This is a genomic window from Acinetobacter equi (assembly GCF_001307195.1).
GTDB classification, from domain to species: domain Bacteria; phylum Pseudomonadota; class Gammaproteobacteria; order Pseudomonadales; family Moraxellaceae; genus Acinetobacter; species Acinetobacter equi.
On the sequence record NZ_CP012808.1, the window covers coordinates 57,530 to 73,937 of the forward strand.

Consider the following 16,408-nt stretch of genomic DNA (forward strand, 5'->3'; position numbering starts at 1 on the left):
GCTCCCTAATATATGAAGTGAATACGTCAACATATTATTTTTAAATAAAAAAATTTAACATTAAATATATTCTTACTTCATTCCAAAAATAAGTTTTAATCCTAAAAGCGTCATTACACCACCTGCAATACGGTCAAATAAAGCCTTTGACTTCATATAAACACGGCGTGGCTTTTCGGCAGATAATGCAACTGCAACCAAAGAACACCACCCTGCATCAATAAAAAAGCATAAAATAGGCAATACAAAATAATAATAAGTTGGAAATTCTTTAGGTAATAATGCTGTAAAAATACTGGCTAATACAATTGCAAATTTAGGGTTTGATAACTGAGTAATTAAACCTGTTAAAAATGCCCGAAATAATGTCATTTGCTGAATAGTGGATGAATCAGAATGAATAGGTTCTTTGGCATGTTTAATAATTTTATATGCCATCCACAATAAATACAGACCACCACAAATTTTTAATGCTAAATAAGCAGAAGGAACTGCCAATAAAAAAGCTTGTAAACCTAGAACAGATAATAAGCCAAAAAGAGACGCTCCTAAACCTGTTCCCAATGCAGTAAACAAACCATGCTTACGTGATATAGCAATAGAATTTTTTGCGACATAAATAGATGTTGGACCAGGACTCATCGCCCCTAATAAAAGGGCAAATGCAATTGATGCTAAAATCAAAAGTGATTCCACAATGACAATCTCTATTCTATTCACTAAAAATGTTGCGCGATTTTACTCAATCTATTTAAAAAAATCTCGATTTATACACATTTCAAACAAAAAATGTGCATAAACATTTAATTAATAATTTATTTTTTCTCTTTAACTTGCCGATGATCTACAACTTTAAAATCATGATCAAAAGCAGGTTGTCCCGCAATAATTCTCGTTCGTTGCTCATTACGAGGTTGGTTAAATTGATCGACAGAATCGCACGCACCTACCCCCCATACTATAAAAATAGTAACAATGAAGGACTTCTTATCCATAACTCCCTCCATATTTATTCACATTATTTTAATTTTTAATATAGCAACATTGATTAAATATTCAACAGCAATTTTACCCTAAATTTTGTATTTGTTATGATGCATAAATACAGCGTTATTAATACTGGATAAATATTTTGTTGGAATTTCCTATTCATTTAGAAACAGAAAAACAATTTAATGAAATTGCTCAATCAATTCCATATCAAACCATTCAATATAAAGATGTTGCGATTACCATTAAACGTTTAGATCAAATTCATCCTGCTATTTCTGGGAATAAATTTTTTAAACTCAAATATAATTTTAGCCAAGCAAAAAACCTAGGCTATAAAGGAGTATTAACTTTTGGGGGAGCTTTTTCAAATCATATTGCAGCAACTGCTTTTGCTGCTCAACTTTTTGGTTTTAAAAGCTTAGGAATTATTCGTGGTGAAGAACTTCAATCTCATCCATATAACGCCACCCTCACTTTTGCACATGAATATGGCATGCAATTTTCATTTATTTCAAGAGAACAATACCGACAAAAAAACCAAGTAGATTTTATTGAACAATTAAAAACTAATTATCCTGATTATTATCTTATTCCTGAAGGTGGCACCAATGATCTGGCTATTTTAGGTTGCCAAGAAATATTAAGTCCTTCAGATCTCCAAGACTATCAAACTATCTGCTGTGCTGTTGGTACGGGTGGTACGATTTCAGGCATTATTGAATCATGCCAACCTCATCATCAAGTATTAGGATTTTCTGCTTTAAAAGGTGACTTTTTAACTAGAGAAGTTCAGCAATTTACGTCTAAAAAGAATTGGAAAATTATTGATGATTATTGCTGTGGTGGTTATGCGAAAGTTACTGCTGAACTCATCAATTTTATTCGTTCATTTGAACAAAAATATCAGATTCCATTAGAGCAAATTTATACTGGAAAATTATTGATGGGCATTTTTGACTTAGTTGATCAAGGAAAATTCCCTTCAAAGGTTTTAGTGATTCATAGTGGTGGCTTACAAGGAAGAAGCTCTATAATTTAGAGCTTCTCATTTTATTTTTATGTCGTACCCACTTCCCTATTATCAATTAAAGCATTAATGCCTACGACTAAACGATAAATTTGCCAAACAAGAACTAAAAATAGAATTAAATAACCTATTAAAACAATAGTGAGTATAGCTCCTACAATATACCCAAGCAGACACCACCAAAAGGTTTTAATTTGCCAGTTCACATGACTTTCCAACCATGTGCCACGCATTTCATCGCGCTTTACATAGTTCATAATGATCGCTATAAGCCCTGTTACACCCACGAGAAACCCCACTAGATATAAAATATATGTAATCAGATTGTATTGTTTTAAATTTTCATTTTTCGATTCTTGCATTTTCAATATTTCCTAAAATAGTACCCTCTTATTTAAATTATGAACTAAATACGCCATATTCACTTTATAATTCAATTATTTATTATGTTATTTATTGTAGTAAAAATATATTATTAATGAATAAATTCGCAGAACTCAGTATTTACAAAGTTACAGAATCTGGTCTACATCTGACTCAAATTTCGCTATAATTCTCCGCTTTTAAACTTGGAAGTACTAACATGGCTTTAAATCAATATGATGTTTTAATTATTGGTGCTGGTGCTTCTGGTTTAATGACTGCCTATATGGCTGCTCAACGTGGTCGTAAAGTTGTTGTTGTTGAAAAAGCCAATAAAGTGGGTAAAAAAATACTTATGTCGGGTGGTGGTAAATGTAACTTTACCAATCTTTATGTCGAGCCAGAAAATTATATTTCACATAATCCCCATTTTGTTATTTCTGCATTAACTCGCTATACCAATTGGGACTTTATTGGAATGGTATGCGAATATGGTATTGAGTACGAAGAGCGAAAACATGGACAACTTTTTACCTTAAAAGGCTCAAAAGAAATCTTAGCAATGCTACTTAACGAATGTGAAAAAACAGGCTTAGTCGATATAAAAACGAATTGTGATGTTAAATCCGTTAATACTGTAGATGATTTAGGTTTTCAAATTGCAACCAATATTGGTTATTTCCAAGCAGAATCAGTCGTTGTTGCTTCTGGTGGATTATCCATTCCAACATTAGGCGGCTCAGCAATTGGATATGAAATTGCAAAACAGTTTGGGCATCATGTTTATCCAACTCGTGCAGGTTTAGTGCCTTTCACTTTTTCTGATAATTTTAAAGATATTACAAATCGACTCAGTGGCAATGCGATTGAAGCAACTTTGTCTAATGATTTAAATGCTTTTACTGAAGCACTACTCTTTACCCATCGTGGTTTGAGTGGTCCAAGCTCATTACAACTTTCAAATTATTGGGATGTTGGGCAAAGCTTTCAAATTAATTTTCTTCCACAATTAGATTTAACTGAATTTTTAAAATCAAAAAAATCAGAGCAACCTAAGGTTTTAATACGAACTTTACTCAGTGAGTTTATGCCTAAAAGTGTTGTTTTAGAATTACAAACATTAATTTGGTCAGATCTTGCAGAGACATCTATTGGTAATATTAGTGATGAAAAACTTCAGCATATTGCAGATCAATTGCATGCATTTAATGTTAAACCATCTGGAACAGAAGGATACCGTACAGCAGAAGTGACGTTAGGTGGTGTAGATACGACTGAAGTATCCTCTAAAACAATGGAAAGTAAAAAACAAAAAGGCTTATATTTTATTGGTGAAATACTAGATGTCACAGGTCATTTAGGTGGATTTAACTTCCAGTGGGCTTGGTCTTCTGCCCATGCTGCATCACAATATGTCTAATTTTAAATAATAAACTTATAAAAAAAGATCAACCTTAATGGTTGATCTTTTTCTTTGAGATTATTTTATCTCATCTTCATTTTCTTTTGGAACTTCAGGTTTTGAATCCAATTGAACCTGTGATGAATCTTTAGATTGAGGGCATTGTTTTGCTTTATCAATCAAGTCAGACAAAACACGTTCCGCAGGCTGACGACCGCCTAAACCAAATGCTAAAGCAAAGGCAACCGCTACCGAACCAAGTGTTAACCCAAAGGCTAAGTTAACAATTGAGTCTGCAATACCCATTGCTTTAAGACCCATTGCAATAACGAGTCCCATAATCAAAATACGAACAAGATTACCTAACCAACGAGAATGTGCATTTTCTCCTCGAAGAATCGTATTTGACACAATATTAGCAAACCAGAAACCAACAAGTAAAATAACTGCACCAAGCAGAATATTAGCACCAAACTGAATAAATATAGCAATGAGTTCGCTAATTTGAGTAAGACCTAAACGATTCGCCGCTTCTGATATCGCAAATAGCATCGTAAAAAATATAATGAGATGACCCAATACATTTGATACTTTACTTTCACCTAAAAAACGTTGAATGCCGATTTTTTCAGGTAATGCATCAATCCCAGTACCTGCAACCAAATCTGTAACTAATTTTGCTACAAATTTAGCAATCACATAGGCAATAATTAAAATTAAAGTTGCTGCAATAATATGAGGTACAGCATTCATAATTTCTTGAAGCATCGCTGTTGCAGGCTGGGAGATCGCCTGTATACCTAAAGCTTCGAATGCAATAATAAATGATGTAATTAAAATAATAGCAAATACAAATGATCCGATTAATTTCGAAATATTTGAATTTTTAAATACTCCGAGTTTCTCCGTACACTCTTGAATTTTTAAGCTATTCATTAATCCTTCTAAAATTCCACGGACAATTTTTGCCAGAATATACCCAACAAAAATAATGACACCAGCAATAAATATATTGGGTAAATATGAAATAACTTCATTGACCATATTCTGTACTGGGAACAATAAGCCATTTAACCCTAAAATAGATAAAACAATTGGTAAGAATAACAACAGCACTAACCAATAAATAATATCGCCAATACTTTGGCTAACAGTTGTTACACCAACTTCTGCACTTAATTTTTCATCTAATGTCGTACGATCCAGTAACTTTTTAATGCCCACTTTTATCAGATTTGCCAAAATCCATCCCACAAAAGCAACAGCAATTGCGGCAATAAGTTTTGGAACAAATAATAAGAACTGCTGAATCATATTACTGAATGGACCACTAATACTTGTTAAATTAAGTACGTTTAATGCCCCAATAACTGCAATAACAAGGATAATCCAGAAAATTGTTTTAGCAATTATATTTTCAATATTAGAAAAATGACCTGTAGCTTGAGAGAGTTTCTCATTGGTATTACATTGCTTAAGAAGTTTTTTAATACCTGCAGCAATAAATAAAGCAATTACCCAGCCAATCAATAGAATTGCAATAGCGCTTAAAATGGGATGAAACTGCTCCCAATAATAAGCAAAACTCGATATATTTCCATTTGTACTGGTTAAATAATCATTCATATTTAGCCCCCTATTTGTATACGTTATTTTGGGATTTTTGCTTAAAAAAAGAACAAAATGCGTCTCTTTTTAAAATTTAACAAAAAGATTTGATCATTTATAAATCAATTATTCAATATATAAATGCAATAGTTAATGTGAATAAAACAACCGAAAAAGCAACATGAATAAACAAAAATTACGTTAAATACTTGTACTTTTATATTTTTTCCTGTTGCTAAAAAATAATAATAATTTCAAATTGAAATTAAATATGCACTTATATGCATACAATGTATTTAATTATTTATACCATTTTATAATTTGATTACCAAATAAAAATGGTATTTCTAAAATTCATACAGCTTAATAATTAAATTTTCAAGCATGAGTTCAAATTTGAGCTATAATCATGCACCCTTTTTACTATATGAAGTTTTATGGCGTATCGTCAACAAAGTGTATCGCTTGATCTTGACACTGACGTCACTCATCAATGTTCATTACACTATACACGTGATCAGCATTTGATTGGAATTATTGAATTCTCAAAACCAAGCTATGTTCTAAAATGGGGTGATCTGGAATATTTTCGTCGTCGTACCGATGAATTTTCAGTCATGCCTTTTCCAGAATGTATCAATGCAATGATCATTGATATTCGTAATATTCCAGGCTTCCTAGATGCTGAAGTACCAATTATTCCTTGGCGCTTATTGGAAGAAGAATGTCCTATTCGCCTAATTGTGCCACAAGATCGTTTAGACTATTACGCTGGGTTCTTTGAACCAACTTGGCTTTCAGCAGATATTGAGTCTGCAATTTTAGAAATTAGAGAATCTATGGATATGTTTGTTCATTAAATTCCAATAAATAAAAACCTCCACCAATGGAGGTTTTTTTGTAGCACCGATTTTAATTTTCAAAACATGATGAGAATAATATCTACTTTCAACCAGAGTAAAGTTATTTACCAGTAATTTTCCACTGCAATATTACCTTCACCACGTCTATTCATTGTTAAGCCTCGTGCTTTAAGTGCTTCTTTGGTATCTTCAACCATCTGAGGATTCCCACACAACATAATATGACTTGTTTCAGGATCAAATTTTAAATCAGCTACTTTTTCTAACTCACCATTAGCAATTAAAACAGGTAAACGATCATGTAAAGGTGCTTGCACATCACGCGTAATAATTGGAATAAATTTAAATCCATGATGACCTTCACCAAATGTTTCAATGATCTCTTGAATTTTTTCAGCATACGCCAATTCAGCTTGTGTTCTCACACTATAAATTAGATGAATATTTTTATATTTTGACCATGTTTCAAAATCTTGTAACATCGATAAAAATGGTGCTAACCCAGTACCTGTTCCTAAAAGCCATAAATCTTTAGGTAATGGCAATTGATATCTTGCTAAAGTCAGATAGCCATATGGAATTTTTTCTAAATAAATTTCATCATTGACTTGTAAATGCTGTAAATTGGATGTAAATGCACCATCTGGAACAACAATTGAGAAAAATTCTAATGTCTCATCAAACGGTGAAGACACAACAGAATAGGCACGTACCACTAATTCATCATTCACTTTAATGCCAATTCTGGCAAATTGACCAGCAGTAAATTTAAAGTGTGCTGGGCGTGTCATAGTGAAGCTAAATAAATTATCGGTCCAACGGTGTACAGATAAAACTTTTTCTAGACTAAATTTCTCAATTGACATGATTTCAACGTGGCATGAAAGACTGTGCTCATGTTAGCATGGCAATATAATTTATGAATAATTTTAATGTTAAGGCACCACTCTTATGCGCATGACATTACGCCAATTGGCTGTTTTTGTGGCAGTCGCTCAGGAAGGAACCGTAACCAAAGCAAGTGATGCAGTAAAGCTCACCCAAAGTGCAGCTAGTATGGCGTTAGCCGATCTAGAAGATGGCTTAGGTGCTCCACTGTTCGACCGTTTAGGTAAGCGTTTACAACTGAATGACTTAGGCCGCTTTCTACTCCCTCAAGCACTTGAGATTCTAGGTCGATGTGAAGCATTCGAGCAAGCAGCTAAAGGTGAACTTCAAAGTATTGATTTACGCTTAGGTGCAACGCTTACCATCAGTGACTATTTAATGCCAGACTTGATGGCAAACTTTTTACAAGTTCAACCTCAGGCACATTTACAACTTCAAGTTGGAAATACTCGCCAGATGATTGAAGCTGTTAATCAGTTCCAATTAGATTTAGCACTTATTGAAGGCTCTTGCTATTTACCGCAGCTTCAATGCATTCATTGGCGTGATGACGAACTTGCTGTTTGTTGCTCACCTGAACATCCACTTGCAAAAATTGATCGTGCATTAACTGCTAAAGATTTTGAAGGTGTAGAATGGATTCTTCGTGAAGAAGGTTCTGGTACTCGTGAAGTATTTGATAATGCAATTTTACAAGATGTTCCTGATGCGAATATTAGACTCACGCTTGGTCACAATGAAGCAATTTTAAAGATTGTTGCTGGCGGTATTGGAATGTCATGTATTTCGAAACTAGCCATTGAACCTTTACGTGAAAAAGGTCAATTGGTTATTTTAGATACTCCTTTCTGGCAACTTGCTCGCCCGTTATATATGCTTGTTCATCGTCAAAAATACCAAGGACCTGGTTTAAAAGCATTTATGAGCTTTTGTGAGGAAAAATAATTTTTACATTACAATGCTTCAATTTAAAAAAGCACCTCATGGTGCTTTTTTATTGCCATCTTGAATCATTTTCATATGGTAAACCATCTTGATCTCCGTCCATTTTAGTATTTGGACAATATCTGATGAAATATAATGTTTCTGCGTATGAATTCTTCTGACTACCATATACTCGCCCATCACATTTAAATTTTTGTTTTGCAAGTACTATACTTTCGCCTTTAAGTTGTCCCAATTTCTCTTTCTGCTACATAATTTGTAAATTCTATTTATTTTGTCGTTGTTCTAGTTTTTTATTTTTAGAGCCTTGTATCATCTGATTTTTGAAATAACTCACAGCAATTAAAATCAAAATCAGTAATCCTCCTAAAAAAAGTACATATCCATTTCTATTTTTAGAGTTTAATTTTTTTATTTTTTCTCTTGAAAGTTGGTTTGGAAATACATTTAAACGCTTTATATTTACTGCTTTTTGTTTGTCATCATAATCTATAATTTCAAATGTAACTGTTTCATCGTTTCTAGGCAAAATATGTTTATGCGGCATATCTGAAATATGAAAAAAAATATCAATGTGCTCATCCTCAGCTACAATAAAACCAAAACCACGTTCTTTATCATAAATTTTAATTTTCCCTGTTTTTAACATTTTTATCTCATTATTATTTTTTAATTTACCAATAATCATAACAAAAAAGAGGCAAAATGCCTCTTTAGAAATCAAAAAATTCAGTTATTTTTTATTTTAATAAATGCTTACCTAGCGTCTAAAGTTATCTAAAAGCACGTTTGTAATTGACTTATTATGGCTTGCGACTTTAGATTTTTTTGCTTTGGCTGAATTATCTTCTACTCTTTCAATACGTATAGCTTTAAATTTTTCACCATTTTCTACAGCAATAAACTTTACACGCTCATTGCGCTTAGGTTCACCTTCAGTAGCAGGAAAATCTGAAATATGGAAAAAGATATCGCCATTAGCAGTACCAATAAAACCAAAACCTTTTGCAGGGTCATACTGTTTAATTTTGCCCTGAAGTAATTCATCTTTCATATTCGTATCCTATTCTCTAAAACTATTTATACAGTATATAAAAAAGAGGCTGTAAAAGCCTCCTTTTGATCATATTCAAAAATTAGTCTTTTTGAACTGAACCAAAGATTTTATCACCAGCATCACCTAGACCCGGAACAATATAGCCTTGCTCATTTAGACCTTGATCAACAGATGCAGTGAAAATCGTTACATCTGGGTGTGCATCTTCTACTCTTTTAATTCCTTCTGGTGCTGCAACAAGAACCATTACACGAATATCTTTACAACCACTCGCCTTAAGCACATCAATTGCAGCAACAAGTGATGAACCAGTTGCAAGCATTGGATCAATAATCATTGCAATACGGTTTTGTACATCTGGTACAAGTTTCTTGTAATAAGTACGTGCTTCTAAAGTTTCTTCATCACGCTCTAAACCAAGTACAGATACTTTTGCGCTTGGAATAAGGTTAAGGAAACCATCAAGCATACCAATACCTGCACGTAAAATTGGTACAACTGTGATTTTTTTACCTGCAATACGATCTACAGAAACTTTACCCGCCCAACCATCAATATCATGGTCAACCATTGGTAAATCTTTAGTAGCTTCATAAGTCAATAGCATAGTGACTTCTTGAGCCAACTCACGAAAGTTTTTAGTGCTGATATCAGCACGACGAAGTAAACCTAACTTATGTCGGATAAGCGGATGACGAATTTCATGAATAGCCACGGGAGAACACCTGAAAAAAGAGAAGATAAATCGTTTCTATTATAATGCTATTTATCAAATGAAAGAATAAAAAAAGCCTCTATAAAGAGGCTTTTTTTATTACTAGGCTTAATTCATATTAATGAATTAATAAAGTTTTTTATATTATCTACTTTTTCAGCATTGTTAACCTAAAGTGATAAACATGAACGCCTTTTTAGAAATTTCAATAATTGGTTCTGGATAAATACCAATGATTAATACTAACGCAGCAGCACCAAGCACCATAAGTCCGCCCACTTTTTGTCCCCAATGATCAACAGCATCAATACGAGGAGTTTCAGGAGGAGTCATATAAAGTGTTACCATTACGCGTAGGTAATAATATAAACCAATACCAGAACCTACAATAACCATTGCAGCTAAGAACCAAGATTCACTTGCTACAGCAGTTTTAACAACTAAGAACTTACCAATGAAACCTGCAGTTAATGGAATACCCGCAAGAGAAAGCATCATCACTGTAAGTGTTGCAGTTAAAACTGGACGACGCCAGAATAAACCACGGTACTCTTCCAAGCTACCTGCTTCATCTTTATTGTTATATGGACTAGACATAAGCGTTACAACACCGAATGCACCGATTGTTGTTAATACATAAGTAATCACATAAACATTCACAGATTCTAATACAACAAGACCTGTTGTACTAATAACTGCTTCAGATGTACAAAGAATTGCAACTAAAACATAACCGAAGTGAGCAATTGAAGAATATGCAAGGATACGTTTTAAATTATCTTGGCGTACAGCAAGTAAGTTACCAGCCAAAATAGATAGAACTGCAATAATCGTTAAGATCGCTACATAACTATCTTGCATAATGCCTGAAGATATTAAATAACGGACAAATAGACCAATCATTGCTACTTTTGCAACTGTTGCTAAGAACGTTGCCATTGGAGCTGGAGCACCTTCGTAAACATCAGGTGTCCATTTATGAAATGGTGCAAGCGACAATTTAAATGCAACTGCAAAAATAATTAATGCTAAACCTAAAACAACCGCAGGTTGATTCAGTAAATTAGTTAATGTTTCAGGTGCACCAACGAAACTTAATGATCCAGTATATGCATAAATATATGCCATACCCATCAACAACATTGCAGAAGCAGTTGCTGAAAGTACGAGATATTTCACACCAGCTTCAAGTGATTGAGAGCGTTGATGTGTATAAGCCAATAAACCATAAACAGGAATTGACATTAATTCTAAACTGATAAAGAACGATGCATAGTTTGAACTTGCAACCATTAACATTGCCCCTGCAACAGAGCACAACATTAAGATATAAAGTTCTTCACGATTATCTTTATAAGTTTCGATATATGCATGTGATAGTGTGCAACAAGCAAGAGCTGCTATCAAAATCACAAATTGATATAGCATCGTAAACGGATCTACGATGAATAAATTCATGACATTAGCAGGTGTATATAGACCTGCAATGAATACAAATACAATGTAGAACGCTGCAAGGTTTAAACCCATTACAGAAACAGTTGCTACTAAATTGTGATTACGCTTAATGGCAATTAATAACATGACAACAATGGCTGTTAACGCCACGATCATCACAGGTGCCAAAGGCATGAGTTCTGAAAAAGACATTGTGAAGTTCATGACTTATTGGATCTCCACACTTTGCACTTGAGTAGTGACTTCTTGAACAACTTCAACTACTTCTTGAACTGGAATGTAGCTATTCGCTAACCACGCCATACTTGAGTTTGAAATATCAAGGAAGCTTTGTGGGTAGAGACCAAGCCATAAAAGACCAAGTGCACAAATCATTAAAAGAACAACTTCACGTGCATTTAAATCTTTCAATGGATTTGCATGGTTTTCTTTTTGTTCTTCACTTGGTACACCAAACAATGTTTTGTGTATAAGAATAAGACCATAAAGACCTGCAAATACCAAACTTACCGCTGCAATAATTGTAAATACTGGGAATTTCTCGAATGAACCCATAAGGATTAAGAATTCACCGATAAAGTTACCTAAACCAGGAATACCTACAAGCGCAGCAACAAAGAACATCAAGAAGAATGAAAGATATTGGAATTGACCACGCATACCGCCCATCAAACGCATATCACGCGTATGTAAACGTTCGTATACTTGACCACACATAATAAACAACGCAGCAGATGATAAACCATGTGCAAGCATCATAATCATCAAGCCTTGGAACGTTAACAAGTTACCTGCGTAAATTGCTAAAAGTACAAAGCCCATGTGTGAAATAGAAGTATAAGCTAATAAGCGTTTCATATCGGTTTGCTGGAATGCTAACCATGCACCGTAGAAAATACCAATTAAACCAAAAATAATCGCAATATCTGCAAATTGAGCAGAAGCTAACGGGAAGAATGGAATTACGAAACGTAATAAACCATAAGCCGCAGTTTTAATTAAGATACCAGCTAAATCTACAGAACCTGCTGTAGGCGCTTGAGCATGTGCATCTGGCAACCAACCATGTAATGGGAAAACTGGAAGTTTTACTGCGAAACCAATAAACAAACACACCATAAATGCATATGCAAGTGTTGGATTATTTGCTTCTAAATGGTGCGCAGCAACAAGTAACTCATTATAACCAAAACTAATTTGACCAGTTACAGCCGTCGCATTATAAGCTACAAGACCTAAAATACCGATGAGCATGATCAAACCTGCAACTTGCGTATAAATAAAGAATTTATTCGCTGCATATACACGTGATTTAGTTGCTGTGTTATGACCCCATAACGCAATCAAGAAGTAGATTGGTACAAGCATCATCTCCCAGAAGAAGAAGAACAAGAACAAATCAATTGCTAAGAACACACCAATTACACCACCTAAAGACCATAAAAGGTTTAAGTGGAAGAAACCAACATGCTTTTGAATTTCACCCCATGAACAGCCAATTGCTAATACACCAAGTAATGCAGTTAAGCCAATCATAAGAAGTGAAAGACCATCCACAGCTAAGTGAATGTTAATACCTAAGCTTTGAATCCAAGGTAAATTAAACTGAGCAGCCCAAGTAGGATTTGCACCGCCTAAATCATAGCTATATGTACCTGTTTGCCAAAGCACAACAGTTAATAGCAAAGTAACAAGCATACCTACCAACGCAATATAGCGTGGTAAGTGTTGGTCGAGTTTATCGACCAACCAACATGCAAAACCTGCAATGAACGGAACAAGGATCAGAGCGGGTAAAATTAAATTGTTAGGAGTATCCATTTTATTTCCCCACAACCTGAATCACGATCAAGATCATCAGTAAGACAACAGTACCTAGTGCCATACTTGATGCGTATTCACGTAATGAGCCTGTTTGACGTGAACTTGTAAAGCTATTACCGCCTCGTACAAGTGCAGGAAGAACAAGCCATAAACCATCGATAGGATCACGACCTAAAATTTTCGCAATAAGTAAATATGGTTTAACAAATACGATGTCATAAAGTTTGTCGAAACCAAGTGCATTACGGCAAATGCTTGCAAGACCTGCACCCAATGAAGTTTTAGCAAATGCTTTAACGCCATTGTAAGCAAATACAAACAATACAACTGCAACAACGATACCACCAACAGCAATTGCTGATGCAATATGTTCTGCACTATGCATACCTTCTACAAGTGCTTCTGAGATAGCCGCTGCTGGAATTTGAGCAGCAGTCAAAATGCTTTCTACAGGTGCACGTAATAACACACCTAAGCCAGTTGCTAATACTGCAAGAACTGCAAGTGGAGCCCAGTACGTTACACCTTTGATTGGATGATAAGCTGTTTTTTCTTCACCAAAGAATACCAACCAAATTAGACGGAAAGTATAAATTGCTGTAATAAATGCACCAGCTACACCAGCCCAGTATAAGTAGTCATATACATAAATTGCCTGACCTTTTACCCATACTGCACCAAGGATTGCATCTTTCGAGTAGAAACCAATTGTAATAAATGGAATTGCTGCTAATGCACCACCACCAATCGCAAAACAAGCAAATAAGAATTTATTGTGCTTGAATAAACCACCCATTTTAAGAATGTTTTGTTCATGATGATAAGCAAGAATAATTGCACCTGATGTCAAGAATAATAAAGCTTTAAAGAAAGCATGAGACAACATGTGGAATAAACCAGCTTGGTACGCTTCTGCACCCACAGCCATAAACATATAACCCAACTGACTCATTGTTGAGTAAGCAAGTACACGTTTAATGTCTGTTTGTACTAAAGCGGCAAAACCAGCAACAAGCAATGTTACAGCACCCGTAATTGAAATAAATATCATCACTTCAGGCGCTTGCTCAATCACAGCAAACATACGGCAGCATAGGTAAACACCCGCTGTTACCATTGTTGCAGCGTGGATTAATGCAGATACTGGTGTAGGACCAGCCATCGCATCTGCCAACCATGTTTGTAATGGAATTTGAGCAGATTTACCCGCAGCACCAAGGAACAACATTAACGCTGTCCAAATTGCAATAGAAGAACTCTGAGCCAAAACTGTTGGCGCAGCAGCAACAACTTCTGCAATATTTAAAGTATCGAATTGTTGATAAATCAAGAACAATGCAATAAGTAAGAATACGTCACCGATACGCGTTACAGTGAATGCCTTAATTGCTGCAAAACCATTTGATGGAGTTTGATAGTAATAACCAATCAACAAGTAAGAACATAGACCTACACCTTCCCAACCTAAGAATAATAACGCTAAGTTATCACCCAAAACGAGAAGCAACATGCTTGCTACGAATAGGTTGAAATAAGAAAAGAAACGTGCAAAGTCTTCTTCACCACGCATATACCAAGATGCGAAGATATGAATTAAGAAACCTACACCAGTAATCATTCCCATCATGAGAAGTGATAAACCATCTAAGTGTAAGGTAATTCCTGGGTTTAAGCCTGCAACATCAAACCACGTCCAAAGATTTTGAACATAAGGTAGTTTACCGTTGTTAACAAAGTCCAAACCTGCAATTAAAGCAACTAATGCAGAAAGACCAACTGCACCAACACCAATCACTGCAGCAACTTTTTCAGGAAGATTTCTACGACCTGCCGCTAAAAGGATAAAACCAATGAGCGGAAATAATACTGTTAAATATAAATAACTCATCCGCGCATCTCACTAGCAGCATCTACATCCAAGTGATGGAAGCGATGATAGTACTGAAGGACGATCGCAAGACCGATACAAGCCTCAGCCGCAGCAAGTGTCAAAATTAAGATAAACATAACTTGACCATCTGGTTGCGCCCAAGCACTTCCAGCCAATACGAATGCAAGCGCTGCTGCATTCATCATGACTTCAAGGCTCATTAAAATAAATAATAAGTTGCGTCGAACCATTACACCGTAAAAACCCAGTGCAAAAAGAATGGTTGCAACGATCAAACCATGTTCTAAAGGAATGTTGCCCATTATTCTTTATCCTCTTCTGCACTTGGTTCACGTTTGCCAAGATGGAATGCTGCAACCAATGCTGCTAACAATAACATCGCGGCAACTTCAACCAATAAGATGTACTGAGTAAAGAGTGCTTCGCCAACTGCTTTAGGACCAACCATTTCTGCACCCATAACTGCTGTTGCAGTTGAATAGTCAGAACCTAGCATCCACACCAATGTTAAGCCCATTAAAAAGCTCATTAGTGCTGGATATGCCCAAGCAGATGAAGTTAACCATTTACTTTCTTGTTCGATAGTTTGATGTCCTAAGTTCAACATCATCACCACGAACACGAATAACACCATGATTGCACCAGCATAAACAATGATTTCAAGTGCACCAGCAAATGGCGCACCTACAATCATAAACATGCCTGCAACTGCAAGTAATGACACGATTAAACTAAGTAAAGCATGTACAGGATTCGTGTTTGTTACAACACGAATCGTAGAGACGATGGCCACTAAAGCCATTAAATAAAACGGCCACATCATGGTAAGAGACTCCGTACATCAACAGGCGCACTTTCACGTTGTGCTTGACCTTTGTCTTTACCAGCTACTGCCATACCTGTTACACGGTAGAAGTTGTAGTCTGGATATTTACCAGGACCTGAGATAAGTAAGTTTTCTTTCTCATACACAAGGTCTTGACGAACGTATTCACCTAATTCGAAATCTGGTGTAAGTTGAATTGCAGTCGTTGGACATGCTTCTTCACACATACCGCAGAAAATACAACGAGAGAAGTTAATACGGAAAAATTCCGGATACCAACGACCATCTTCATGTTCTGCTTTTTGTAAAGAGATACAACCTACTGGACATGCAACCGCACAAAGGTTACATGCTACACAACGCTCTTCGCCATCTGGGTCACGCGTCAACACAATACGACCACGGAAACGTGGTGGCACGATTTCTTCGGCTGGCACTTCTGGATAAAGAATAGTGTCACGTTTACGCGTTGCGTGGCTAAACACCATCCACAACGAACGAACGATTGACCCAACTCCAGCTAGAAATTTAAACATTTTGTTCTCCCT

The 16,408-nt window shown here is 35.3% G+C and carries 18 protein-coding genes; 4 read left to right on the forward strand and 14 right to left on the reverse strand.

Annotated features, from left to right (window positions below):
* Window positions 1-72: 72 nt before the first annotated feature.
* Window positions 73-696, reverse strand: coding sequence for a LysE family translocator (locus AOY20_RS00270; RefSeq protein ID WP_054580013.1), 624 nt, complete (start codon window positions 694-696; stop codon window positions 73-75).
* 119 nt (window positions 697-815) lie between these two features.
* Entirely contained in the window at window positions 816-995 is a 180-nt protein-coding gene (locus AOY20_RS00275; RefSeq protein WP_054580014.1) for an NF038215 family lipoprotein, read from the reverse strand.
* A 137-nt stretch (window positions 996-1,132) separates the two neighbouring features.
* Between AOY20_RS00275 and AOY20_RS00280 the strand changes: the two genes are divergently transcribed.
* The gene (locus AOY20_RS00280; protein WP_227510348.1) at window positions 1,133-2,032 is read left to right on the forward strand and encodes a 1-aminocyclopropane-1-carboxylate deaminase/D-cysteine desulfhydrase; all 900 of its coding nucleotides are present in this window, start codon (window positions 1,133-1,135) and stop codon (window positions 2,030-2,032) included.
* A gap of 17 nt (window positions 2,033-2,049) precedes the next feature.
* Here AOY20_RS00280 and AOY20_RS00285 read toward each other — a convergent pair whose 3' ends face one another.
* Window positions 2,050-2,382 (reverse strand): DUF4870 family protein, encoded by a 333-nt coding sequence (locus AOY20_RS00285; protein WP_054580015.1) that lies wholly within the window; start codon window positions 2,380-2,382, stop codon window positions 2,050-2,052.
* 221 nt (window positions 2,383-2,603) lie between these two features.
* Between AOY20_RS00285 and AOY20_RS00290 the strand changes: the two genes are divergently transcribed.
* On the forward strand, window positions 2,604-3,803 hold the full coding sequence (locus tag AOY20_RS00290) for a BaiN/RdsA family NAD(P)/FAD-dependent oxidoreductase (protein ID WP_054580016.1): 1,200 nt from the start codon (window positions 2,604-2,606) through the stop codon (window positions 3,801-3,803).
* Between the two features lie 60 nt (window positions 3,804-3,863).
* On the opposite strand, the gene AOY20_RS00295 is transcribed toward AOY20_RS00290, so the two are convergent.
* Window positions 3,864-5,411 (reverse strand): mechanosensitive ion channel, encoded by a 1,548-nt coding sequence (locus AOY20_RS00295; RefSeq protein ID WP_054580017.1) that lies wholly within the window; start codon window positions 5,409-5,411, stop codon window positions 3,864-3,866.
* Between the two features lie 419 nt (window positions 5,412-5,830).
* On the opposite strand from AOY20_RS00295, the gene AOY20_RS00300 reads away from it, so the two are divergent.
* Entirely contained in the window at window positions 5,831-6,253 is a 423-nt protein-coding gene (locus AOY20_RS00300) for a hypothetical protein (RefSeq protein WP_054580018.1), read from the forward strand.
* Window positions 6,254-6,360: 107 nt separating this feature from the next.
* On the opposite strand, the gene AOY20_RS00305 is transcribed toward AOY20_RS00300, so the two are convergent.
* The gene (locus tag AOY20_RS00305) at window positions 6,361-7,122 is read right to left on the reverse strand and encodes a ferredoxin--NADP reductase (RefSeq protein WP_054580019.1); all 762 of its coding nucleotides are present in this window, start codon (window positions 7,120-7,122) and stop codon (window positions 6,361-6,363) included.
* Between the two features lie 85 nt (window positions 7,123-7,207).
* Between AOY20_RS00305 and gigC the strand changes: the two genes are divergently transcribed.
* Entirely contained in the window at window positions 7,208-8,089 is an 882-nt protein-coding gene (gigC, locus tag AOY20_RS00310) for a LysR family transcriptional regulator GigC (protein ID WP_054580020.1), read from the forward strand.
* Window positions 8,090-8,354: 265 nt separating this feature from the next.
* On the opposite strand, the gene AOY20_RS00320 is transcribed toward gigC, so the two are convergent.
* From AOY20_RS00320 to nuoI, 9 genes are all read right to left on the reverse strand, one after another.
* On the reverse strand, window positions 8,355-8,777 hold the full coding sequence (locus tag AOY20_RS00320) for a cold-shock protein (RefSeq protein WP_054580022.1): 423 nt from the start codon (window positions 8,775-8,777) through the stop codon (window positions 8,355-8,357).
* A 72-nt stretch (window positions 8,778-8,849) separates the two neighbouring features.
* Complete coding sequence (locus AOY20_RS00325) at window positions 8,850-9,143, reverse strand: cold shock domain-containing protein (protein ID WP_054580023.1); 294 nt, start codon at window positions 9,141-9,143, stop codon at window positions 8,850-8,852.
* Window positions 9,144-9,225: 82 nt separating this feature from the next.
* Window positions 9,226-9,861, reverse strand: coding sequence for a uracil phosphoribosyltransferase (gene upp / locus AOY20_RS00330; RefSeq protein ID WP_054580024.1), 636 nt, complete (start codon window positions 9,859-9,861; stop codon window positions 9,226-9,228).
* Window positions 9,862-10,026: 165 nt separating this feature from the next.
* Window positions 10,027-11,523: an NADH-quinone oxidoreductase subunit NuoN gene (nuoN, locus tag AOY20_RS00335; protein ID WP_054580025.1), complete on the reverse strand. Its 1,497-nt coding sequence runs from the start codon at window positions 11,521-11,523 to the stop codon at window positions 10,027-10,029.
* Window positions 11,524-11,526: 3 nt separating this feature from the next.
* Window positions 11,527-13,140 (reverse strand): NADH-quinone oxidoreductase subunit M, encoded by a 1,614-nt coding sequence (nuoM, locus tag AOY20_RS00340; RefSeq protein WP_054580026.1) that lies wholly within the window; start codon window positions 13,138-13,140, stop codon window positions 11,527-11,529.
* Between the two features lies 1 nt (window position 13,141).
* Window positions 13,142-15,031 (reverse strand): NADH-quinone oxidoreductase subunit L, encoded by a 1,890-nt coding sequence (gene nuoL, locus AOY20_RS00345; RefSeq protein ID WP_054580027.1) that lies wholly within the window; start codon window positions 15,029-15,031, stop codon window positions 13,142-13,144.
* A complete protein-coding gene (gene nuoK / locus AOY20_RS00350; RefSeq protein ID WP_054580028.1) occupies window positions 15,028-15,336 on the reverse strand; it encodes an NADH-quinone oxidoreductase subunit NuoK in 309 nt (102 codons plus the stop codon). The genes nuoL and nuoK overlap by 4 nt, the downstream gene beginning before the upstream one ends.
* A complete protein-coding gene (nuoJ, locus tag AOY20_RS00355; protein ID WP_171250424.1) occupies window positions 15,336-15,854 on the reverse strand; it encodes an NADH-quinone oxidoreductase subunit J in 519 nt (172 codons plus the stop codon). The genes nuoK and nuoJ overlap by 1 nt, the downstream gene beginning before the upstream one ends.
* Entirely contained in the window at window positions 15,854-16,396 is a 543-nt protein-coding gene (gene nuoI / locus AOY20_RS00360; RefSeq protein ID WP_054580030.1) for an NADH-quinone oxidoreductase subunit NuoI, read from the reverse strand. Before nuoI ends, nuoJ begins: the two co-directional genes overlap by 1 nt.
* Window positions 16,397-16,408 lie beyond the last annotated feature (12 nt).